The organism is Pectobacterium sp. A5351, from assembly GCF_028335745.1.
GTDB lineage: Bacteria > Pseudomonadota > Gammaproteobacteria > Enterobacterales > Enterobacteriaceae > Pectobacterium.
The window spans coordinates 3212950-3236079 of sequence record NZ_CP116477.1 but is presented as its reverse complement, the minus strand read 5'-3'; the positions used below and the strand labels follow the sequence as shown (position 1 = coordinate 3236079).

Annotated in this window: 16 protein-coding genes; 12 read left to right on the top strand and 4 right to left on the bottom strand. The window is 52.3% G+C overall.

The genetic code is table 11. The features are described from left to right. The first annotated feature begins 41 nt into the window (after positions 1-41). The 5 genes from O1Q74_RS14980 (at position 42) to O1Q74_RS14960 (ending at position 6451) form a co-directional block, all read left to right on the top strand. Positions 42-1688: a multidrug ABC transporter permease/ATP-binding protein gene (locus O1Q74_RS14980; RefSeq protein WP_271874388.1), complete on the top strand. Its 1647-nt coding sequence runs from the start codon at positions 42-44 to the stop codon at positions 1686-1688. Positions 1689-1892: 204 nt separating this feature from the next. Further along, entirely contained in the window at positions 1893-2942 is a 1050-nt protein-coding gene (locus O1Q74_RS14975; RefSeq protein WP_271874385.1) for a type II asparaginase, read from the top strand. Positions 2943-3222: 280 nt separating this feature from the next. After that, complete coding sequence (gene aroL, locus O1Q74_RS14970) at positions 3223-3744, top strand: shikimate kinase AroL (RefSeq protein ID WP_271874383.1); 522 nt, start codon at positions 3223-3225, stop codon at positions 3742-3744. 137 nt (positions 3745-3881) lie between these two features. Further along, on the top strand, positions 3882-4166 hold the full coding sequence (gene ppnP / locus O1Q74_RS14965; protein ID WP_012773683.1) for a pyrimidine/purine nucleoside phosphorylase: 285 nt from the start codon (positions 3882-3884) through the stop codon (positions 4164-4166). A 494-nt stretch (positions 4167-4660) separates the two neighbouring features. Then, positions 4661-6451: a methyl-accepting chemotaxis protein gene (locus tag O1Q74_RS14960; protein ID WP_271874380.1), complete on the top strand. Its 1791-nt coding sequence runs from the start codon at positions 4661-4663 to the stop codon at positions 6449-6451. 126 nt (positions 6452-6577) lie between these two features. On the opposite strand, the gene rdgC is transcribed toward O1Q74_RS14960, so the two are convergent. Continuing rightward, positions 6578-7507, bottom strand: coding sequence for a recombination-associated protein RdgC (gene rdgC, locus O1Q74_RS14955; protein ID WP_271874378.1), 930 nt, complete (start codon positions 7505-7507; stop codon positions 6578-6580). A 289-nt stretch (positions 7508-7796) separates the two neighbouring features. On the opposite strand from rdgC, the gene mak reads away from it, so the two are divergent. Continuing rightward, entirely contained in the window at positions 7797-8708 is a 912-nt protein-coding gene (gene mak, locus O1Q74_RS14950) for a fructokinase (protein ID WP_271874375.1), read from the top strand. Positions 8709-8726: 18 nt separating this feature from the next. Here mak and O1Q74_RS14945 read toward each other — a convergent pair whose 3' ends face one another. Together O1Q74_RS14945 and sbcD are read right to left on the bottom strand one after the other, a co-directional pair. Then, entirely contained in the window at positions 8727-12410 is a 3684-nt protein-coding gene (locus O1Q74_RS14945; protein WP_271874372.1) for an SbcC/MukB-like Walker B domain-containing protein, read from the bottom strand. Further along, positions 12407-13633 (bottom strand): exonuclease subunit SbcD, encoded by a 1227-nt coding sequence (gene sbcD / locus O1Q74_RS14940; protein ID WP_271878949.1) that lies wholly within the window; start codon positions 13631-13633, stop codon positions 12407-12409. Before sbcD ends, O1Q74_RS14945 begins: the two co-directional genes overlap by 4 nt. 294 nt (positions 13634-13927) lie before the next feature. Here sbcD and phoB point away from each other — a divergent pair, with 294 nt between their 5' ends. From phoB to proY, 6 genes are all read left to right on the top strand, one after another. Continuing rightward, complete coding sequence (phoB, locus tag O1Q74_RS14935) at positions 13928-14617, top strand: phosphate response regulator transcription factor PhoB (protein WP_005975981.1); 690 nt, start codon at positions 13928-13930, stop codon at positions 14615-14617. A gap of 27 nt (positions 14618-14644) precedes the next feature. Continuing rightward, the gene (phoR, locus tag O1Q74_RS14930) at positions 14645-15967 is read left to right on the top strand and encodes a phosphate regulon sensor histidine kinase PhoR (protein ID WP_271874362.1); all 1323 of its coding nucleotides are present in this window, start codon (positions 14645-14647) and stop codon (positions 15965-15967) included. Between the two features lie 14 nt (positions 15968-15981). After that, the gene (locus tag O1Q74_RS14925) at positions 15982-16920 is read left to right on the top strand and encodes a PstS family phosphate ABC transporter substrate-binding protein (RefSeq protein ID WP_271874360.1); all 939 of its coding nucleotides are present in this window, start codon (positions 15982-15984) and stop codon (positions 16918-16920) included. A gap of 240 nt (positions 16921-17160) precedes the next feature. Beyond that, on the top strand, positions 17161-18267 hold the full coding sequence (locus O1Q74_RS14920) for a cobalamin-independent methionine synthase II family protein (protein WP_263058933.1): 1107 nt from the start codon (positions 17161-17163) through the stop codon (positions 18265-18267). Positions 18268-18742: 475 nt separating this feature from the next. Beyond that, positions 18743-20062 (top strand): branched-chain amino acid transport system II carrier protein, encoded by a 1320-nt coding sequence (brnQ, locus tag O1Q74_RS14915; protein ID WP_271874354.1) that lies wholly within the window; start codon positions 18743-18745, stop codon positions 20060-20062. Positions 20063-20202: 140 nt separating this feature from the next. Beyond that, positions 20203-21579 (top strand): proline-specific permease ProY, encoded by a 1377-nt coding sequence (proY, locus tag O1Q74_RS14910; protein WP_271874352.1) that lies wholly within the window; start codon positions 20203-20205, stop codon positions 21577-21579. 181 nt (positions 21580-21760) lie between these two features. On the opposite strand, the gene O1Q74_RS14905 is transcribed toward proY, so the two are convergent. Further along, positions 21761-23035, bottom strand: coding sequence for a mechanosensitive ion channel family protein (locus O1Q74_RS14905; protein WP_271874349.1), 1275 nt, complete (start codon positions 23033-23035; stop codon positions 21761-21763). Positions 23036-23130: the final 95 nt, after the last annotated feature.

Sequence of the window (23130 nt, the reverse complement as noted above, 5' to 3'; positions counted from 1 at the left end):
AGACTGCGGGCGATTGTTTTCATCATAGAGACCAGGTTGCTATGGAGTTGCTCCGCATTGTTTACCAACAATACCGTTGGCCATTTCTCGCCGTTATCTTGTTAAGTTTGTTGAGTGCCGCGTTGGGCATTGGGCTGATTGCCTTTATCAACCTGCAATTGATTGAAGCGGTCAATCAATCGTTGAGCGTATTGCCACAGTTTCTGGGCTTGCTGCTGCTCCTGATGGGGGTGACGTTGGTGTCACAACTGGCGTTGACCACGCTGGGGCACCATTTCGTTTATCGTCTGCGTGGGCAATTTATCAAGCGTATTCTGGACACCAACATTGCACGTATCGAACAGATCGGCAGTGCGCAACTGCTTGCCAGCCTGTCCAGCGATATCCGCAACATCACACTCGCGTTTGTTCGCCTGCCTGAACTGATTCAGGGAATCATTCTTACGATCGGCTCTGCGGCTTATCTGGCGTGGCTCTCTCCTAACATGTTGATCGTAACGTCGGTCTGGATCGCGATAACGATTTGGGGCGGTTTTATGCTGGTTTCCCGTGTGTATAGCCATCTCACTAAGGTGCGGGAAGCGGAAGATCGTCTCCAGAAAGATTATGAAACCGTGATTAACGGGCGTAAAGAACTCACGCTCAATCGTGAACGAGCGCAGAAACTGTATGAAGAGGTTTATCAGGCTAATGCGCAGGATTACCGCAATAATGTGGTTCGTGCTGACACCTTCCACCTCAGTGCGGTGAACTGGTCGAATATTATGATGCTGGGCGTGATTGGCGCCGTCTTTTTCATGGCAAACAACCTCGGCTGGGCGGATACCAATGTTGCGGCGACATACTCACTGACGCTGCTTTTTTTACGTACGCCGATGCTACAAGCCGTGGGGGCGCTGCCTACGCTGCTGAGTGCGCAAGTCGCCTTTAATAAGTTGAAGCGTTTCAACCTGGCTGAGTATCAGGAACCATTTTCTGCCGCGATCGCCCCGGCGGACTGGCACACGCTGGAACTGCGTGATGTGGTGTTTCGCTATGACGATTCCGGGTTTGAAGTTGGGCCGATCAATCTGGTGATAAAGCGTGGTGAGCTGGTGTTTCTGATTGGCGGTAATGGAAGCGGAAAATCGACGCTGGCGATGCTGCTGACGGGGCTTTATACCCCGGTGTTGGGCGCGTTGCTGCTGGATAACCGCCCCGTTACGGCGGAAACGCGAGAAGATTATCAAAAGCTATTCTCTGCCATTTTTACGGATTTCCATCTGTTCGGGCAGATGATGGGCCCGCAGGGAGCGGCACCGGATACCGCGCTGGTGGATCAGTGGCTGGATCGCCTGAACATGCGGCATAAGCTGACGCTGGAGAATCATCAGGTGATGAACTTACAGCTTTCTCAGGGGCAGCGTAAGCGGGTGGCGCTACTGCTGGCCGTCGTTGAGCAACGAGATATCTTGTTATTGGATGAATGGGCGGCCGATCAGGATCCGCAATTCCGCCGTGTGTTCTATCTTGAGCTGTTACCACAGTTGCGTGCATTGGGGAAAACGATTGTGGCGATCAGCCATGACGATCACTACTTTGAACATGCCGATCGCCTGCTTGAAATGCATCAGGGAACGCTGTCTGAGCTGACGGGAGCCGCACGTGAACAAGCCTCGCAGGATGCGGTGGCGCAGATTAGCCGATAGCGCAAATCTGCGTAGCGGGATGCTGTGCTGTGGGATCACACACCGTTAACGTGAAGTCTGACAGGCATATATTAATTCGTTGAATTCTGGGGCATTATAAGCGCCAATGTTGGCAGGCTGCCAACAGAGTGGACGTTTTTTACTTACAGATCAGATACCTGACGTATCTGGTCTGCCACTTAACTCAATAAGTTGGTATATGTTATGAAAAGGATGTTTAACGCATTATTCGTTGTTGTTTTTGTTTGTTTTTCGTCTCTGGCAAATGCGGTAGAAAATCTGCCTAACATTGTCATTCTGGCAACGGGCGGTACGATTGCGGGTTCCGCTGCCGCCAACACGCAAACTACGGGGTATAAAGCAGGTGCGTTGGGCGTAGAGACACTGATTCAAGCAGTGCCAGAGCTGAAAACACTTGCCAATATCTCAGGTGAGCAGGTTGCCAGCATCGGTAGTGAGAATATGACCAGCGATGTTCTGCTGAAGCTGAGCAAGCGTGTGAACGAACTGCTGGCACGCAGCGATGTGGATGGCGTGGTGATTACGCACGGTACGGATACGCTCGATGAATCGCCTTACTTCCTGAACCTGACGGTGAAGAGTGACAAACCGGTGGTCTTTGCTGCGGCGATGCGTCCGGCAACGGCAATCAGCGCCGACGGCCCAATGAACCTGTACGGTGCGGTAAAAGTCGCAGCCGATAAAAATTCCCGCGGCCGTGGGGTGATGGTGGTGCTGAACGACCGTATCGGTTCTGCCCGTTTCATCAGCAAAACCAACGCCTCTACGCTGGATACCTTTAAAGCGCCGGAAGAAGGTTATCTGGGGGTGATTATCGGTGACAACGTTTACTACCAGACTCGCCTGGATAAAATTCACACCACGCGTTCCGTATTTGACCTGACCAACGTAGATAAACTGCCTGCTGTCGACATTATTTACGGCTATCAGGACGATCCAGAATACATGTATGACGCGGCCATCAAACACGGCGTAAAAGGCATTGTGTATGCGGGTATGGGCGCAGGTAGCGTATCTAAACGCAGTGACGCAGGCATTCGTAAAGCGGAAAGCAAAGGCATTGTGGTTGTACGTTCCAGCCGTACCGGTAGCGGTATCGTACCACCCGATGCCGGCCAGCCTGGCCTGGTTGCCGACTCTCTGAACCCGGCGAAATCACGCATTCTGTTGATGCTGGCGCTGACGAAAACGACGAATCCTGCGGTGATTCAGGATTACTTCCACACGTATTAATCGCCTGAGCGGTTTTTTGTGTCATTGCCCCGCCTTTAAATGCGGGGCTTTTTATTTCCTGTCATCCCATTTTTACTTTTGGTTATTCAACTTTTCATTCCCACTGAGAAGTCACTTCCCTCTCTGTTGATTTTATCGGTATGATTCAGCCCACGACAAAGCAGGTAATCACCCCATTTATCTTTGATACCCGAAATAGTCTGAGTTGCGAAACAGCCGACGCGCGCGCAGCTTGAAGTATGACGGAATGGGCGAGTAAAGAAGAAGGATACGTCATTACATGACACACCCCATTTTTATGGTTGGTGCCAGAGGCTGTGGGAAGACCACCGTTGGGCATCAACTGGCGCAGGCGTTGGGATATGACTTTGTCGACACCGACCTGTTTATGCAGCAGACCACCAATATGACGGTGGCTGATGTGGTCGCGCAGGAAGGATGGCATGGATTCCGCCAGCGTGAAAGTCTGGCGCTTCAGCAAGTGACGTCTAACCGCTGCATCGTTGCGACGGGGGGCGGTATGGTGCTTGCGGAAGCCAACCGACGCTTTATGCACGATAAAGGCACCGTGATTTACCTGCATGCGGATGCGGAGCTGCTGGCTCAGCGGCTGGAGGAAAACCCACAGGATAACCAGCGGCCCACGTTGACTGGCCGTCCTATCGCGGAGGAGATGGCCGATGTACTGGCTGCGCGCGAGGCGCTTTATCGCGGTGTCGCGCACCACGTTATTGATGCATCGCAGACGCCGGAAGCGATTGTGGCAAACGTATTGAAGGCGCTGCGTTTGTCGGCCGCGTAGAACGGTGACTGGACACTGGCAAAATAATCACCAGTCAGTGTTACCGAACACTAACTTTCAATGAATAGATCGTGACAGTAGCGCGACTCTCCTTTTAAGATGAATTTTCTGAATTTTTCGACGATAGGTGCCGCGCTATGCTGAATGTAAATGAGTATTTTGCAGGGAAGGTCAAATCAATCGGTTTTGAAGGCGACGGCATTGGCCGCGCGAGTGTCGGCGTCATGGATGCGGGTGAATACACCTTTGGAACCGGGCAGCCGGAAGAAATGACGGTCATCACCGGAGCATTGAAGGTCCTGTTGCCAGGCGCGCCGGATTGGCAGGTTTTCACTCCGGGAGAAACGTTTTTCGTTCCGGGAAAAAGTGAGTTCAACTTGCAGGTAGTCGAACCGACCTCTTATCTGTGTAAGTACCTGTAATTTATCCTCTCCTTATCAATAAAATGAAAGTGGCTTTCCATGATGAATGGAAAGTCACTTTTTTATTGCCCCACCATTTTTTTGATTCGGCATACGCTGTCGTTTTCTTCTCATAACGGTAATCATTAATTCCATATATGAGCTGCTTTATTTAATTTTGTTTATTAATTAATAATACGAAAGAATATCGAGCTTATTAGGAATTATCCCTAATTTGTTAAATTTCAATAAATAACGTACCTCACCAATAATGTTTTTCTATGATAAATAATAAGTTTTTTATCCATTTTATTTTTTTAAACTTGGTTTTTTGTTCTGATCTTACAACTTTATCTACCTCTGTTATCTTTTCTTACCGTCCTACTGTGGTTGAACGTATTCATTATCATGACGGCTATTTAAGATAAATAGCGGCTATAGAATGTGATAGCATTCAAGTTTTATTTTGCTGTGCCGTTATGGATAGTATAACTATTCTATGCAAAGAGTATTTTATGCTGAAAACGACGCGTTCCCGCATCCTTGCGGCCTGTTCGACCATTGTTGTACTTTCGCTTGTTATCAATACCTTTCTTAATTACACCATCGCCAATAACGCTAATAAGGAATCGATCCAGAACACGCTGGACGCGGTAGCGACTAGCCATAGTATCGCTATCAGTGACTGGGTTGCGTCTAAAACGCAGATGATTTCCGCGCTGCACGATCGCGCCATGAAGGATGAAGACCCGGTCCCGCTGTTTAAACAGATTGTGGCATCCGGCGGGTTCCTGAACGTGTATATGGGTTACGCTAATGGCACCGCCAAGTTTGCCGATCCTGGCGGCATCCCTGCCGATTACAACCCGACCGTCAGACCTTGGTATCAGCAGGCCGTGAAAGAAGGCAAACCGTTAGCAACCGCGCCGTATGTTGATATGGTAACGAATACGCTGGTGGTTTCTTTCGTTGCGCCTGTACTGGAAGGAAGTACGGTCAGAGGTGTCGTTGGCAGTGACGTCACGATGAAAAGCGTGATTGAAAACGTCAAAGCGATTAACCCAAGCCCAGGAAGTTTTGGCGTGTTGATTGACCGCAGCGGTACGATTATTGCGCACCCAGATGAAACACTGACGCTGAAAAATATCACCGAGATTGCGCCTGCGATTAACCTGAGCGACATTCTTTCAGCAAACAGCGCTCGCGATGTGGATTTCTCCGGATCGACCAAACTGGTGTTGGCAAAACCGATTACTGGCACGAACTGGTACATGCTGGTGGCGTTGGACAAAGCTGAAGCGACGGCGGGCATGCGCTCTCTGTTGTCTACGTCGGTCATCACACTGGTTGCCATCGCGCTGCTGGGAACGTTGATTATTGGCTTTATTATCACGTCAACGCTCAAGCGTCTGCTGCAAATCCGCGACGCAATGGATGATATCAGTAACGGTAATAACGATCTGACGCAGCGCCTGCCGGATGAAGGGCAGGATGAAGTTGCGCAAATTGCCCGCTCGTTTAACATCTTTGTCGATAAGATCAGTCAGGTCATGATCCAGATTCGGGATATCAGCGCCTCGCTTCAGGTAGCGGCGGATGAAATCTCTGCGGGGAATAACGATCTTTCTGCGCGTACCGAATCTGCGGCGTCGAGCATTCAGCAAACGGCAGCCTCGCTAGAAGAAATCTCCGCGGCGGTGACACAGTCGGCAGGATCGGCGCAGCAGGTTAACGCTAAGGCGTTGCTGCTGTCGAAAGATGCAGGCACGGGCGGAAAAGTGGTCTCCGATGTGATTGTCACGATGGAAGAGATCGTGGTCGCATCTGGGAAGATCGGCGATATCATCGGCGTGATTGATGGCATTGCATTCCAGACTAACATTCTGGCGCTTAACGCTGCGGTAGAAGCGGCGCGTGCGGGTGAGCAGGGTCGTGGCTTCGCGGTGGTTGCTGGTGAAGTTCGTAGTCTGGCACAGCGCAGCGCGCAGGCCGCAAAAGAAATTAAAGAGCTGATTGAATCGACAGTCTCTAGCGTGACATCCGGCTCTGTGCAGGTTCGTCAGGCCAGCGACACGATGAATGAAATTGTCGGCGGCGTGTCTACGGTGAGCTCGGTGATGTCCGAAATTACGCATGCGGCGGATGAACAAATGCGTGGCATCAATGAGATCAACAAAGCGGTCGCGCAGTTGGATTCAATGGTGCAACAAAACGCCGCGCTGGTGCAGGAATCTGCTGCTGCGTCGGGGGCGTTGCAATCACAGGCTGAAGAACTGAATGCCGTGGTTGGGGCATTCCGAGTCTAACAGATTATCACTGAAGAGGTATTGCCCGCGGCCAGAACGACGGCGGGCAATTACTGACTGCATTAGCAATCGACTGAATTAACAATCAATCGCATTAACAATTGATCGTATTAACGATCGACAGCATTAACGTTGGGCTTCTCCGCCCAACGCTTCAATCAGATTCGCAATCAACGCAGCCAGTTCGCTGGTCATCAAAATGAAATCAGCATCAAACCGCTGAGCAAAATCTTCCCGATCGATATCGTCATTTTGTTCCCGCAGCGTATCGGAGAACTTCAATCGTTTTACCGAACCGTCCTCGGACAAGACCAGTTGAATACGTTCCTGCCAGTCCAGCGCCAGCTTGGTGACCAGTTTGCCGGCTTCAATATGCACAGCGATTTCATCGCAGACCAAATCCTGTTTTTTACAGCGGATCACGCCACCGTCTTCCAGAATCGCTTTTAGCTCTGCTTCATCCTGTAACGTGAAACCAGCGGCTGGCTCACCGGAACGTACCCACTCAGTCAGCGTCAGCTCGATAGGGTTTTCCATCGTCAGCGGCACAACGGGCAGTGACCCTAGGGTTTTACGCAGCAGCGCCAGCGTATCTTCGGCTTTTTTGGCGCTGGCGGCGTCGACCATAATCAGGCCATTAACCGTATCGATCCACATCCAGACCTGACTGAAACGGCTGAACGCACGCGGCAGCAGGCTATGCAGCACTTCGTCTTTCAGCGAGTCTTTTTCGGTTTTTTTCAGCTTGCGGTGCTGTTCCGCTTCCAGACGTTCAATTTTGGCCTGAAGGGTTTGCTTGATGACCGGAGATGGCAGGATTTTTTCTTCTTTACGGACGCAGATAACGATTTGCCCATTCACGACGTGCGTTAACGCATCGCTATGCGATCCCATTGGCGATACCCAGCCCGTTTTCATCATATCCTGACTGCCGCACGGGGTGAACGTGAACGCGCTGAGCCGTTTTTCCAGTTCATCCTCAGATAAAACGTTATCTTTGGACAGCACGCTGTCCCGGCTTAGGCGGTAAATCATTAAGTTTTTAAACCACAACATGGTGTTATCCCTGACTGGGCGCGCAGGTTTGCACGCGGGTTTGTAATGTTGCGCGCATGATAACGAATTCGCGGCCGTAATGTGGAATAAAATACCGGGATTCAGAGGAATACCTATCACGCTTTGTGTTGTCGCTGATTGGTTTCTCTGGTTATACCCGTCATACTTCAAATTGCATGTGCGTTGGCTGCGCGGCTCGAATGATTTAGGGTACCTACTATAAATAAGAACGTTTTCTAGGTCGGTGACACACTTACGCGGGCCTATTTACAACACGTGGGGAGACATCATGAGAATGGGTATCGATCTGGGCGGGACGAAAACGGAAGTTATCGCGCTGGATGATGAGGGGCAGGAACGTTTTCGGCAGCGTATGCCGACGCCAAGAAATGACTACCCGGAAACGCTACGGACTATTATCACGCTGGTGGAGATGGCTGAAAAAGCGATTGGCTGCCGTGGTAGCGTCGGCGTAGGAATCCCCGGTACGTTATCGCCGTTTACCGGCAAGGTAAAAAATGCCAACTCCACCTGGCTCAACGGTCAGGCGCTGGATCGCGATCTCGCCACGCTGCTGAATCGGCCCGTACGCGTCGCCAATGACGCGAACTGTTTCGCGGTTTCAGAGGCGGTTGACGGTGCCGGAGCAGGGAAGAAAACCGTCTTCGCGGTCATCATTGGCACCGGCTGTGGATCGGGCGTTGCGCTGAACGGGCAGGCTCACGTCGGCGGCAACGGTATTGCGGGTGAATGGGGGCATAACCCGCTGCCTTGGATGGATGACGATGAGTTGCGCTACCGGCAGACGGTTCCCTGCTACTGCGGTAAGTCCGGCTGTATTGAAACGTTTATCTCTGGCACCGGGTTTGCCGTGGATTACCAGCGCCTGAGCGGTCAGCCGCACAAGGGCGAGGCGATTATTGCCTTGGCAGAGCAGGGCGATCCCATCGCTGAACTGGCGTTGCAGCGCTATGAGCATCGTCTGGCAAAATCGTTGGCGCATGTGATTAACCTGCTCGATCCTGATGTGGTGGTACTGGGGGGCGGAATGAGCAACGTTTCTCGCCTTTATCAAACCGTGCCGGAAAAGATTAAACCGTGGATCTTTGGCGGCGAGTGCGAAACGCCTGTGCTTCAGGCCATTCACGGCGACTCCAGTGGGGTGCGCGGAGCCGCCTGGCTTTGGCCGAAGACGGAATAATTGCAGACCGAATCATCGCTAAACGGCGTACTGCGGTGCCAGCCGACTGACACCCAGCCCGTTAACCTTCTGCACTTTTATCTGTACCGGAATACGCTCTTTCATGGCTTCGACATGGCTAATGACGCCGATGGTTTTACCCGAAGCGTTCAGGTTATCCAGCGCGTCCAGCGCGATATCCAGCGTCTCGGCATCCAGCGTGCCGAAGCCTTCATCCAGAAACAGTGAGTCGATACTGGCTTTATGGCTGACCAGATCGGACAGCGCTAATGCCAGCGACAGGCTGACCAGAAAACTCTCGCCGCCGGATAGCGTTTTTGTGTCGCGCTCGGCATCCGCTTGCCAGGTATCCATGACCAGAAGTTCCAGTTCGCCACCGGGCTTACGTTTTAGCTGATAGCGATCATGCAGGCGTGCAAGCTGGAGATTAGCGAGATAGACCAGATGATCCAAGGTCAGCCCCTGAGCAAACTTGCGGAACTTATCCCCTTTACTTGAACCGATCAGCGAGTTTAGCGTCTCCCAGTCGTCATTTCTTTGCTGGCTTTGGGCGATCTCGTTAAGTAAATCCTGCTGGCTCTGACGCTGTTGTTTATCATCAGCCAACTGGCGCTGGAATTCTCCCTGTTGCCGCAGGTTGGTTTTCAGCGTGTCATCCAGCGCTGCCACCTGCTGCTGTATTGCTTCCTGCGTGACCTCTTCCGTCAGGGATGCTGGCCGTTGTTGCTGATGGGCGAAAAGCTCTCCTTCAGCCTGCTGGCGCAGCGTCGCGGCCTGCTGCAAGCGCTGATACAGCATTTCCTTTAATGCCTGCAACGTCTGGCGTTCCTGTTCATCGAGCAGGGCATTGAGGAACGTGGTTTCATCTGTGAACGTGCTTTGCTGCAACGCCTGAGTAAAGCGTTCGGTCGCACTCTCATGCTGGCGCGTGCTCTGTTCATACTGCTGTTGCGTGCTAACCAACTCTCCCGTCAGACGGCTCAACGTCGTTTCGGTTTGCTGACGAGCTGACAGGGCCAGTCTGAGCGCATCGTCATACTGCTGGCTGGTTCGCTGTAGTTGCTCGCGCACATCGGTGATTTGCCGGTTCCCAAAAAGTGCCAGTCGCTCTTGTTGGCTTGCGTTGAGCCGCGCGAGGTGCTGTGCCAACTGCTGTTGCTGTGTTTGGATCAACTGTCTCGCCTCTGTCACGCTGTGGTGCAGATGCTGAAGATCGCTGTCCAGCGTGGCTAACAGGGGAATTAAGCGAGATTGTTCCTGCTCTTTGGTTTTCCAGTCTTGCCATTCGTTCTCGCGCTGAGCCAGCCAGTCATCTTGTGCGTCAGCGTCTGGCAGAAGAAGCCCTATTGTTGCCAGCGCCTGCGTCATTTCCTGCGTATGCTGCATGAGTTGCTGATGCACATGTTGCAGTGACTGAGTCGTTTCTTCCTGCGTAACGCGTAGCGAGGTGTGTTGCTGAGTGTTCAGCTCGATTTTCTGGTCGAGTTCCCGCTGCAATGCCTCTGCGGCAGTCAGTAAATCCTTACTTTCCTGCCACTGTTTTTGTCGCTGCTCGCGGAGGGTAATCTGCTGCCGAATAGCCTGTTCTTCGGCTTCACGCTGTGTAAGCCAGGCCGCGATGTCGTCCTGTTGTTCCAGCGAGTAGTTAACTTGTAAGCGCTCACTGACATCTTGCCACTGTTGGAGCAGGGTTTGATGTTCGCTATCGAGCTGAACGATGTCCTGCTGCAACAGCTCCCGCTGCTGCTCTAGCGAGGCCAGTTGAGCCGTTGTATTCGCCAACGCCGTTGTTAATCGATTCACTTCCTGCTGTAACGTTGTCAGGCGTTGCTGAGTTTCAGACGGTTGCAGTGCCTGATAGCGCTCAATGGCGGGGTGCTCGGTTGAGCCACACAGCGGACACGCTTCTCCTGCCTGTAGCCGTTGCCGTTCGGCTTCCAGATTAACAATACGTTCTTCCTGCCGATAGATTGTTTCCAGATCGGCCAGATGCTGGCTGCGCTGTTCATGCTCAGACTGTTGCTGTTTCCATAATATTTGCGACTGGTCGATATGTCCTTGTATCTCAACCTGTTTGGCGAGGTGCTGCTGCTTGCGCACCTGAAGACGCTGGAACTGGTCGCTGACGGTTGCGAACTGTCGACATGTAGTCTGCTGATCCATGAGCTGATTAAAGCGCTGGCGCAGCGTGGAAAGCGACTGGTGCGCGTCCTGATGTTGCTGCGCCTCATCATGTTGTGTGAACTGTTGGCGCGCTGCATCAACGACTTTTTGTTGTTCACGCTGTTGTGTCGCCAGTATTTCGGCTGCTTGCTGTAGCGCCGTCGACTCTCGCCTGTGCTGCGCCTGTTTCTGCTCCAGCTTCTGTTGTTCGTCCTGAAACTGGCGCAATTGTCGAAACTGGGTGCGCCACAGAGGCAACCGCTCTCCCCACTGCTGATGATGCGCGTGTTGCTGGCGGTAAGACTGAATCTGTTCAAGCTGTTGTTTAGCCTGTTGTTGCTCTGCCGCTGTCTGAGTTTGCTTGCTTTCATCTGCGTGCAGGCGAACCTGCATTTTGGCCAGTTCGTCCTGCTGCTGGGCGTGCTGCTGCACCAGCGTGGCAATCCGATGGTCAAGTGGCACAATCTGTTCGTTGATTAACAACTCTTGTTGCTGCCGTACCTGTTTGTGTCTACTAACATCCTGCTCGGCTTTTTCTTCCTGCTGGCGTAGCGTTGCCAGCGTCGTTTGCTCGGCGGCCTGCTTTGCGGTCAGTTGTTCAATGTGCTGGGCGATCACAAGAGACTCTTGCCGATAGCGTTCTCGTTCCTGGTGCAGCGGCCTCAGTTTTTCTGCCGGTTCGCTGCTGGTTAGCTTGTCGAGCTGTGGCTTAGCCTGCTGAATGGCGGATTCGGCGCTTGCATGTTGTGCCTGCGTATTGGTCAGCTGTGTTTGCCGCTGCGTCAGTTGTTCGAACCAGCGTAGCGTAGTCAGCGCTTGCTCTCGCTCGATGTTGCCCCGTTGCTCCTGCTGGATCAGCTCGGCAAGCTGTTCTTCCACCTGTTGACGCTGCTCATCGGTCAATAGCTGAATACCGGATGCACGCGCCTGTAGCGTGCTCAGTGCGACGCTTGCCTGTTTGTGCTTGTCATAGACGCGTTCGGAAATCAGGCCGTAAATGTCCGTACCGGTCAGCTCTTCCAGCAGTTCCGCTCGGTCGTCTGCTTTGGCGTTGAGGAAGGCGGCAAATTGCCCCTGCGACAGCATCATGGAACGCGTAAAGCGGCCAAAATCCAGCCCGGTGAGTTGCGTGATCATCTCTTTTTTATCATTGAGTTTTTCACACAGAATTTTGCCGTCTTCAATGCGCGCGAGTTCGGCCTTGGGAGACTGCAAATTGCCGTCAGGGACATTTCTTGCCCGCCGCTGGCTCCAGAAGGCGCGGTATCCCACGCCTTTCACTTCGAATTCGACCTCTGCAAGGCATTCTGCGGTATTACGCGTCATCAGGTCATTCTGGCTGGCGGAAAGCAGGCCAAGCCGTGGTGTTTCGTGGTACAGCGCCAGGCAGATGGCATCCAGCAGCGTAGTTTTTCCCGCGCCAGTTGGGCCGGTAATGGCAAATAAGCCGTTGCTGGAAAACGGCTCCTGCGTGAAGTCGATCTTCCATTCGCCTTTTAGCGCGTTGAGGTTTTTTAGGCGCAGACTGAGAATCTTCATTTGGCTGGCTCGCTATTTTCCAGTTCATCAATAACCTGATTAAACAGCATGCGAACGCGCTGCTGGCGGCTCTCTTCCATCTCTGTCTCCGTTGCCAGACGGCGTTCAAAAACGTCATGTACGCTGAGCTCGTTCAGCGTTTCCTTGTCCTGTTGCGTCATCGCCTGCATACGCTGTTCTCGTGTGCGGCGTAGCAGAAGCACCTCAACAGACAGATTCTCGGTCATCGCCTGAACGCGTTTTTGCATGTCGCTAAGATAATCCTGCGTGCTGATTTCGATATCCAGCCATACCGGTTTATCGCCTCGATAATCCTGAAATGCGGCCAACTGTCGTTCAATGTCGCTCAGGCTACCTTTAATCAACTGCATCGGCTGAGTGACAGGAATAGACAATATTTCTATTTGTGCTGGCAAATCTGGTTCAAAACTGATCAAGCACACGGATTTCTCGCTGTTGAGTTCGTCAAAACTTAGCGGGATAGGCGAACCGCTGTAGCGAATATGCTCGCTTTGCGTCACGCGCTGCGGGCGGTGAATATGGCCGAGCGCGATATAATCCGCAGGGGGAAAAGCCTGAGCAGGGAACGCATCGAGCGTACCAATATAGATATCGCGCACGGATTCCGAGGCGGTTGCGCCAATGGTCGTCAGGTGCCCGGTTGCAATAATCGGTAGCGGCAGGCCAAGTTCATCGCGCTTTTGGCAAGCCAGTTGGTAACACTGCTGGTAGTGCGCCGTAATCGCTTCCTGTAGCGCCAGCTGTTTTTCATCCCCTGATTGCCCGGCTTTGCTGGTCAATACATCGCGTGGACGTAAAAAAGGAATGGCACAGAGCAGGGCACCGGGCTGCTGTTGACGGTTTTGCAGCAGGAGCACTTGCTGGGCGGGATCGTCGCTGGCGCAGGCAATCACCCGCGTGTTCAGGCAGGCCAGCAACTCGCGGGATTCATTCAGCATCGCGACGGAATCGTGGTTGCCGCCGAGAATAACGAGCTGGCAGCCCGTGTGCTGTAGTTCTACCACGAAGCTATAATACATTTCCCGTGCATAGCTGGGGGGCGAGCCGTTATCAAAAATATCGCCTGCGACTATAATGGCATCGACCTGATGGTGCTCCACCTGAGCGATAAGCCAGTGCAGAAAAGCCTGATGCTCAGCAGCGCGGCTTTTGGTATAAAAATATTGCCCTAAATGCCAATCGGCGGTGTGGATAATGCGCATCGTGTTCTCTCGATATTCATGCCGCGTGGCGATGGACGACGTTGTCATTATTTATTATGTGAAAGGGTGTGTCGTCGCCATCGTACTTTGTCATCGTAATGCCATGATTATATATAGCAGGCATGGCGGCTGTCGCGGTGGAATCAGACGTTTGGAAAGCGGCTCGAAAAATCGGATGTACGCGCTGTAACAATCGTGCAGAGAGGTCCGTGTGTTTTTCATAAATCTGTCATAAAACTGACGCATAATGCCTCCGCCTGCTAACAGCGACGATGATTAACGACAGGATTGACAATGGCAAAACGCATATTAGTCGTGGAAGATGAAGCACCAATTCGTGAAATGGTCTGCTTTGTACTGGAGCAAAATGGTTATCAACCCGTTGAAGCCGAAGACTATGACAGTGCAGTAACGCAACTGTCGGAGCCGTTCCCAGAACTGGTGTTATTGGACTGGATGCTGCCTGGCGGGTCGGGCCTGCAATTCATCAAGCATATGAAGCGCGAGGCGCTGACGCGTGATATTCCGGTGATGATGTTGACCGCACGCGGTGAAGAAGAAGACCGCGTGCGCGGGCTTGAAGTGGGTGCGGATGATTACATTACCAAGCCGTTTTCACCCAAAGAATTGGTGGCGCGTATCAAAGCCGTGATGCGCCGCATTTCACCGATGGCGGTGGAAGAAGTGATTGAAATGCGTGGCCTGAGCCTCGATCCTTCCTCTCATCGCGTGACGACCGAAGAGCACGCGTTGGACATGGGGCCGACGGAATTTAAGCTGCTGCATTTCTTTATGACGCATCCTGAACGTGTTTATAGCCGGGAACAGTTGCTGAATCACGTTTGGGGCACTAACGTTTATGTTGAGGATCGTACTGTCGACGTCCATATTCGTCGCCTGCGTAAAGCGCTGGAAACCAGCGGACATGACAAAATGGTGCAAACCGTTCGGGGAACGGGCTACCGTTTTTCAACGCGTTACTGAGGTGATCGTAACCGGAGAAATATTAACGTGCTAGAACGTTTATCCTGGAAAAGGCTGGCATTGGAGCTGGCTTTTTTTTGTTTGCCCGCGTTGCTGCTAGGGCTGATTTTTGGTTATCTGCCCTGGTTTCTGCTGGTCGCCGTATTAGGCTTACTCTGCTGGAACTTTTATAACCAACTGAAACTCTCTTACTGGCTGTGGGTTGACCGCAGCATGACGCCACCGCCCGGCCGCTGGAGCTGGGAGCCGCTGTTTTACGGGCTCTATCAGATGCAGTTGCGTAACCGACGCCGACGCCGTGAGTTGGCGCTCCTGATCAAACGGTTTCGCAGCGGTGCCGAGTCTTTGCCCGATGCCGTGGTGATCACTACCGAAGAAGGAACGATCTTCTGGTGTAATCATCTGGCGCAGCACCTGCTGAGTTTCCGCTGGCCGGAAGATAACGGTCAGAATATCCTCAACTTATTGCGCTATCCCGAATTCACCAACTACATGAAAGGGCAAGATTTTAGCCGTCCTCTCACGTTGCAGTTGAATAATTCCCACCATGTTGAATTCCGCGTGATGCCCTATTCCGAAGGGCAGCTACTGATGGTGGTGCGTGATATTACGCAAATGCACCAGCTTGAAGGTGCCAGACGTAACTTTTTTGCCAACGTGAGCCATGAACTGCGTACGCCGCTGACGGTGTTGCAGGGTTATCTGGAAATGATGCAGGAAGAAACGCTGGATGCGGCCTTGCGAGGGAAGGCACTGAATACCATGCAGGAGCAGACCCGACGCATGGACGGGCTGGTCAAACAGCTGCTGACCTTGTCCCGTATTGAGGCGGCGACGGCAATCGATCTGAATGAAAAAGTCGATATTCCATTGATGCTGCGCGTGTTACAGCGTGAAGCGCAGACCCTCAGTCAGGGACGTCATGAGATTGTCTTTCGTGTGAACGAAAGTCTCTGCGTGTTTGGTAATGAAGAACAGCTGCGCAGCGCGGTATCCAATCTGGTGTATAACGCGATTAACCACACGCCAGCGGGAACGCGCATCGAAGTCTGCTGGCAGAAGATCCCGCAAGGGGCGCAATTTCAGGTCAGCGATAACGGGCCGGGCATTGCGGCCGAACATTTACCGCGCCTGACAGAGCGCTTTTATCGAGTCGATAAGGCGCGTTCACGGCAGACGGGCGGCAGCGGGCTGGGGCTGGCGATTGTTAAACATGCGCTCAGCCATCATGATTCCCGTCTGGAAATCATGAGTGAGGATGGTCTGGGCTCGCGTTTTGTCTTTACGTTGCCGAATCGGTTGATTGTCCCTGCCTCTCTGGCTGAAAATACGGTGAAACCTTTAGCCTGACGGAAAACGCTACCATGACATCCGCCACTCGTATTGCGGGCGCTTTTTTACTGCTGCTCAGCGCGTTTTGCGTTGCACAGCCTCGCCAGATGTTGGCGGGCAATCTCTCCAGCGCGGGGTCGGATACGCTGGCTAACCTGATGGCCTTTTGGGCGGCGGATTTCAGCCAGCACTACCCGAACGTGAATTTACAGATTCAGGCCGCTGGATCATCTTCTGCGCCGACATCTCTGGCATCGGGGGCGGCGCAGCTTGGGCCGATGAGCAGGGCGATGAAAGCCAGCGAAATTGACGCGTTCGTCCAGCACTATGGCTATCCACCGCTGGCGGTGCCGGTCGCGATGGATGCGCTGGTGGTGCTGGTCAATCAGGATAACCCGCTGCCTGGGCTGAATTTATCGCAGTTGGACGCCATCTTTTCGATTACGCAACGCTGCGGTAACCACCAGCCGATAAAACAGTGGGGCGATCTCGGCCTGCGCGGCAGTTGGGAAAAACGCACGCTACTGCGCTATGGGCGAAATTCTGCGTCAGGAACCTACGGGTTCTTTAAGCAAAAGGCGCTATGCCGCGGCGATTTCCTTCCTCAGGTTAATGAGTTGCCAGGCTCGGCATCCGTTGTGCAGGCGGTGGCTGCTTCAACGGATGCCATCGGCTATGCCAGCGTGGGCTTTCGTACCAGCGGCGTGAGAATGCTGCCGTTAGCCGCACAAGGGAGCGACTACATTTATCCCTCGACTGAAAATATCCGCAGCGGTTTATATCCCTACACCCGTTACCTTTACATCTATGTGAACAAAGCGCCCAGCCAACCGCTGGAAGCGCTGACGGCGGCATTTTTAGATCGTGTGCTGTCCGAAACGGGGCAGTCGCTGGTGAATCAGGATGGTTATTTACCGCTACCCGAAGAGACGCGTCGTCAGACGCGTCAGCAGATCGGCCTGCCGGAGTAATTCTTCTCATCCACGAATTTGCGATGTTTCTGCATTACATGAATTTTCTTCATGTAATGTGAAAATTCTTCTATTGCCCTGTGCTTTGTCACGTGACAGGATAGTTTTAAATTTAGACGTCCAGATGGCTATATAAAATTAAATGTAACTATCTCTCTGGGCAAATATTTCATATTGAAACTATCTGTCAGCATGCTTCTTTCCTGAAGATCGGTGCTGGCAACATGTCAGGAGCGACACATGGCGAACACCTTATCCCCTTTCCGTGCTGATATCGTCGGCAGTTTCTTACGTCCGGCTGCGATTAAGCAGGCTCGTCTTCAGCATCAGGCGGGCGAGATTGATGATATCGCGCTGCGTAACATTGAAGATCGTGAGATCCTGCGGGTGGTAGAAAAGCAGCGTGAAGCGGGCTTACAGATTGTGACGGATGGTGAGCTGCGTCGTGCCTGGTGGCACTTTGACTTTTTTGCTGATTTGCACGGTGTGGAGCGCTACGAAGCCGATCACGGTATTCAATTCAACGGTATTCAGACGAAATCTCATGCGATTCGCGTCGTGGATAAAGTGAGTTTCAACCCTCAGCATCCGATGCTCGATCATTTCCGCTACCTGAACAGCATTTCTGGCGATGCGGTCGCTAAGATGACGATTCCTAGCCCCAGCGTGATGCATTTCCGTGGCGGACGTAAAGCGATTGATGCGACGGTGTATCCCGACCTAGCCGACTATTTCGACGATCTGGCGCAAACCTGGCGCGATGCGATTCATGCATTTTATGACGCAGGCTGCCGCTTCCTGCAACTGGATGACACCGTGTGGGCTTATCTGTGCTCTGACGATCAAAAACGCCAGATCCGTGAACGTGGTGAAGACCCGGCACAGCTGGCGCGGACATACGCCGACGTGTTGAACAAAGCGTTGGCTGATAAACCTGCGGATCTGGTTATCGGTTTACACGTCTGCCGCGGTAACTTCCGCTCAACCTGGATTTCTGAAGGCGGCTATGAGCCTGTGGCAGAGATTCTGTTTGGCGAAGTGAATGTTGATGCCTTCTTCCTGGAATACGATACCGAGAGAGCGGGTGGATTTGAGCCGCTGCGCTTTGTGAAGCCGGGCCATCAGCAGGTGGTTCTGGGACTGATCACCACGAAGAACGGTGAACTGGAAGATGCCGACGTGGTGCAGGCGCGTATCGCGGAAGCGGCAAAATATGTCGATCTCAGCCAGATTTGCCTGAGCCCGCAATGTGGTTTTGCTTCAACGGAAGAGGGGAACAGCCTGACGGAAGAGCAGCAGTGGAATAAGCTGAAGCTTGTCGTGGATATCGCCAATCGCGTGTGGTAACACTGGTGGAGTAACCTTATCCCTATCGTGGATAGATAAAGGCTGGATCATAGGATCCGGCCTTTTTTTATGGACGTTCTCCTGCCTTCTGCCGCGATGTTTTGTGAAATATGTTTTTTTTATGATCGAACAGCGCATTTTATGCCGTTTTTTGTCAGTTTTATTGCAATGAAATATCGATAAATGCGCAAATCATGTGTCATGCAAATCATGATAAACCAATTTATATTCTTAATTTTTGTCATAGTTAGGCTGTATGTTCTGGTTTTTGGATCTCTGCTTGTCTTTTTACGCTATAAACGGTTTACTTAGCACCCAATATAGCTGTGCAAAAAATAACTTCTATGACCGCCATTTTCGTGTCGCCGAAGTGTTGGCGTCATGCACCTAGCCAACCCTTTGTGAACGGCTTCCGGCGGCGATAAACGACACAGTTTTCTTTTTATCGATTTGATACAGGCAACACGACATAACTATGAGTCATCGTTTAACTTCCAAAGATATTGTGGCATTAGGTTTTATGACCTTTGCTTTGTTCGTGGGGGCAGGAAATATTATTTTCCCGCCTATGGTGGGATTGCAGGCGGGAGAGCACGTTTGGACCGCAGCGCTCGGCTTTTTGCTAACGGCGGTGGGGCTACCGGTGTTGACCGTGGTCGCGCTTGCCCGGGTTGGCGGTGGTGTTGATGCGCTGAGTTCGCCGATTGGTAAAAAGGCCGGTGTGGTTCTGGCGACCGTGTGCTATCTGGCTGTTGGGCCACTGTTCGCAACGCCGCGTACGGCAACCGTGTCGTTTGAAGTCGGTCTGGCTCCTCTGGTGGGCAACGGGGCGTCTCCGTTACTGATTTATAGCCTGATTTATTTTGCCATCGTTATCGGGATTTCCCTGTATCCGGGCAAACTGCTGGATACGGTTGGTCACGTGCTGGCTCCTTTAAAGATTATTGCTCTGGCGATACTGGGCATTGCAGCGGTGCTGTGGCCTGCGGGTACGCCGATTCCCGCGACGGAAGCGTATGAGCATCTGCCGTTTTCCAATGGTTTCGTTAACGGCTATCTGACGATGGATACATTGGGTGCGATGGTCTTTGGTATCGTGATCGTCAATGCCGCGCGCTCACGTGGGGTGGCAAGCCCTGTTCTGCTGACGCGTTACACCGTGTGGGCTGGGTTAATTGCCGGTATTGGCTTGACACTGGTCTATTTGAGCTTGTTCCAGCTCGGTTCAGTTAGTGGTGAACTGGTGCCGCAGGCGCAGAACGGCGCTGAAATTCTCCATGCCTATGTGCAACACACATTCGGTAACATGGGAAGCAGCTTCCTGGCGTTGTTAATCTTTATCGCCTGTCTGGTGACGGCGGTGGGGCTAACCTGTGCTTGCGCTGAATTTTTTGCACAATACCTGCCGTTGTCTTACCGCACGCTGGTGTTTGTGCTGGGCATCTTCTCAATGGTGGTGTCTAACCTGGGTCTTAGCCATCTGATCCAACTTTCTATTCCTGTACTGACGGCGATTTATCCGCCTTGTATCATTCTGGTTTTACTGAGCTTTACGCTGCGCTGGTGGAATAGCGCTTCACGTATTGTGGCGCCCGTCATGCTCGTTAGTCTGTTATTTGGCATGATTGATGGTATAAAATCGTCGGCTTTCAAATCGCTGTTGCCAGAGTGGAGCCTCAACCTGCCGCTGAGTGAGCAAGGGTTGGCCTGGTTGCCTCCGTCACTGCTGATTTTGCTGGTCGCGGTGATTTACGACAGAGTGTGTGGTCGTCAGGAAGTTACGGTACATCAATAATATCGTTAATGCCTGATAGCGCTGGAGCGGTAGGAATATCGTACTGCTCCGGCCCAACGTTGGGTTTCTGCACCACAGGTATTTGCCTGTGGTTTTTCTTTTTGTAATGTTTTCTTTCTATAAGACAGGGTTGCTTATCAATGGAACAACCATCTTCCAAGCTCAAGCGTGGGTTAAGCACGCGGCATATTCGCTTTATCGCCCTTGGTTCAGCGATCGGAACCGGTCTTTTTTATGGTTCCGCAAGTGCGATCCAAATGGCTGGCCCCAGCGTGTTACTGGCTTATCTGATCGGCGGAGTTGTCGCGTATATCATCATGCGCGCTCTGGGCGAAATGTCGGTACACAACCCACAGTCCAGTTCATTTTCTCGCTATGCACAAGATTACCTCGGGCCATTGGCGGGCTATATCACTGGCTGGACCTACTGCTTTGAGATGCTGATTGTCGCCATTGCCGATGTGACTGCATTTGGAATCTACATGGGCGTCTGGTTCCCTGCCGTGCCGCACTGGGTGTGGGTTCTGAGTGTTGTACTCATCATTGGTGCCATTAACCTGATGAATGTAAAAGCTTTTGGTGAACTGGAGTTTTGGCTCTCTTTCTTCAAAGTGGCCACGATTATCATCATGATCGCGGCCGGGATCGGCATCATCATCTGGGGGATTGGCAACGGCGGTGAACCCACCGGTATCCATAACCTCTGGAGTAATGGCGGATTCTTCAGTAACGGTGTGATGGGGATGATTCTCTCGCTGCAACTGGTGATGTTTGCGTATGGCGGCGTGGAAATCATCGGGATTACGGCTGGTGAGGCCAAAGACCCGCAGAAGTCTATCCCTCGTGCGATTAACTCGGTGCCATGGCGTATTCTGGTGTTCTACGTCGGTACGCTGTTCGTGATTATGTCGATTTACCCGTGGAATCAGGTCGGGACAAACGGGAGCCCGTTCGTGCTGACGTTCCAACATATGGGTATTACGGCAGCGGCCGGTATCCTGAATTTTGTCGTGATTACTGCGTCGCTGTCGGCGATTAACAGCGATGTCTTCGGTGTTGGCCGTATGCTGCACGGAATGGCGGAACAAGGGCATGCGCCGAAGGTATTTAGCCGCATTTCCAAACGTGGTATTCCGTGGGTAACGGTCGTCGTGATGATGACGGCGCTGCTGGTCGCGGTGTACCTGAACTACATTATGCCTGGCAAAGTTTTCCTGGTGATTGCTTCACTGGCAACGTTTGCGACGGTGTGGGTGTGGATCATGATTCTGTTTTCTCAGATTGCGTTCCGTCGCCGTCTGAGCCCGGATGAAGTGAAGGCGCTGGCGTTCCCGCTGCGCGGCGGTATCGCGACCTCCGTGTTCGGTATTCTCTTCCTGTTCTTCATCATCGGTCTGATCGGCTACTTCCCGGATACGCGTGTGTCGCTGTATGTCGGTATTATCTGGATATTGTTGCTTTTAGTGGGCTATGTCTGGAAGAAGAAACGTCAGAACGCGGTAGCGGCACAGAATTAAGTTAGTCGCTTGCTATCGGAAGAAGCACTCCTGTTGGAGTAATACCGATCGTTTAAGGATCGAGATACCGGGGGCTACCACGGTGTGAGGCATCCCTGCGGGAACCTCATCACCGTGTTTCCCCCTAAATCCAAGCTTAAGTGAGCGTTATTGCCACCTGAGCGCTTTTATTGAATCGATATTACGCTTTCGGGGTCGTCATTTGCTGCGCCATGACCCGCATATCGTGACCGGTTGGGGTTTGGTGAACGCGCAGATCGAACTCTGGCAGGATCGCAAAGATGTGGTCGAAAATGTCAGATTGAATGCTTTCATAATCGACCCAGGCGGTCGTGTTGGTGAACGCATAAATTTCCAGCGGCACCCCGTCTGACGTTGGCGCGAGCTGCCGTACCATCAGCGTCATCCCCTTATGAATACCCGGATGCGAGCGCAGATAGACCTGAAGGTAGGCGCGGAACGTGCCTAAATTCGTCAGGCGGCGGCCATTCAGCGGTGAGGTCAGGTCGGATTCGGACTGTGCGTTGTGCTGCTCCAGTTCGCTCTTTTTATTCTGAATATAAGGCGACAGTAATTTGCTGCGCAGCAATCGTGTCTGTTCGTCTTCCGTCATAAAATGCACGCTGGTGGTATCGATATTGATACTGCGCTTGATGCGCCTTCCCCCTGATTCTGACATCGAACGCCAGTTTTTGAAGGAATCGGACACCAGCGAGTAGGTGGGTATGGTGGTGACGGTATTGTCCCAGTTTTTCACCTTCACCGTTGTCAGCCCGATGTCGATAACGGCGCCATCAGCGCCGTATTTCGGCATTTCGAGCCAGTCTCCCAGCGTTAGCATATCGTTGGCGGAGAGTTGGATGCCTGCGACCAATCCCATAATCGGATCTTTAAACACCAACATCAGCACGGCGGCCATCGCACCTAGCCCACTGATCAGAATCAGCGGCGATTTCCCGATGAGCAGCGACACCACCATAATACTGATGACGATGGTGGCAATCAGTTTCAGGCTCTGGAAGATACCGCGTAGCGGCAACTGTGCCGCGACTTTGGTTCGGGCGGAAACGTTGAGCAGAACGTCGAGCAGTGAGAACAGGGACAGCAGCGCAAAAATCATGATCCACACCTGAGAGCAGATGATGAGCGCTTCACGGGTTTCACTCTGCGAGGGAAGCCATACAAAGACCTGAATATTGAGGATCACCCCTTGCAGCAAGAAGGCCAGCCGATTAAACAGGTTGTGTTGCGTTAACGCCTGTTTCCACCCGTGCCCCTCGGTTTTTCCTGGCTTATTGAGTGAACGCAGCACCATTCTTTTCAGCACAACCTGATGCAAAATCAGATGAATGACGGCAGAAATGAGCAATATCAGCCCAAGAACAATCAGTAACGCAATGATGCTAGCGTGTTGTATTCCGGCTTCTCTCAGCCACAGCGCGAGATTTTGTTGCATGCGTTCTCCTTTATTCCAATGAATCTGTCGTGCATTAACACGATGTGGCTTTAAGGCTAAGGATTTAGCGCCCCCAGTCAACCTTTTGTATTCTC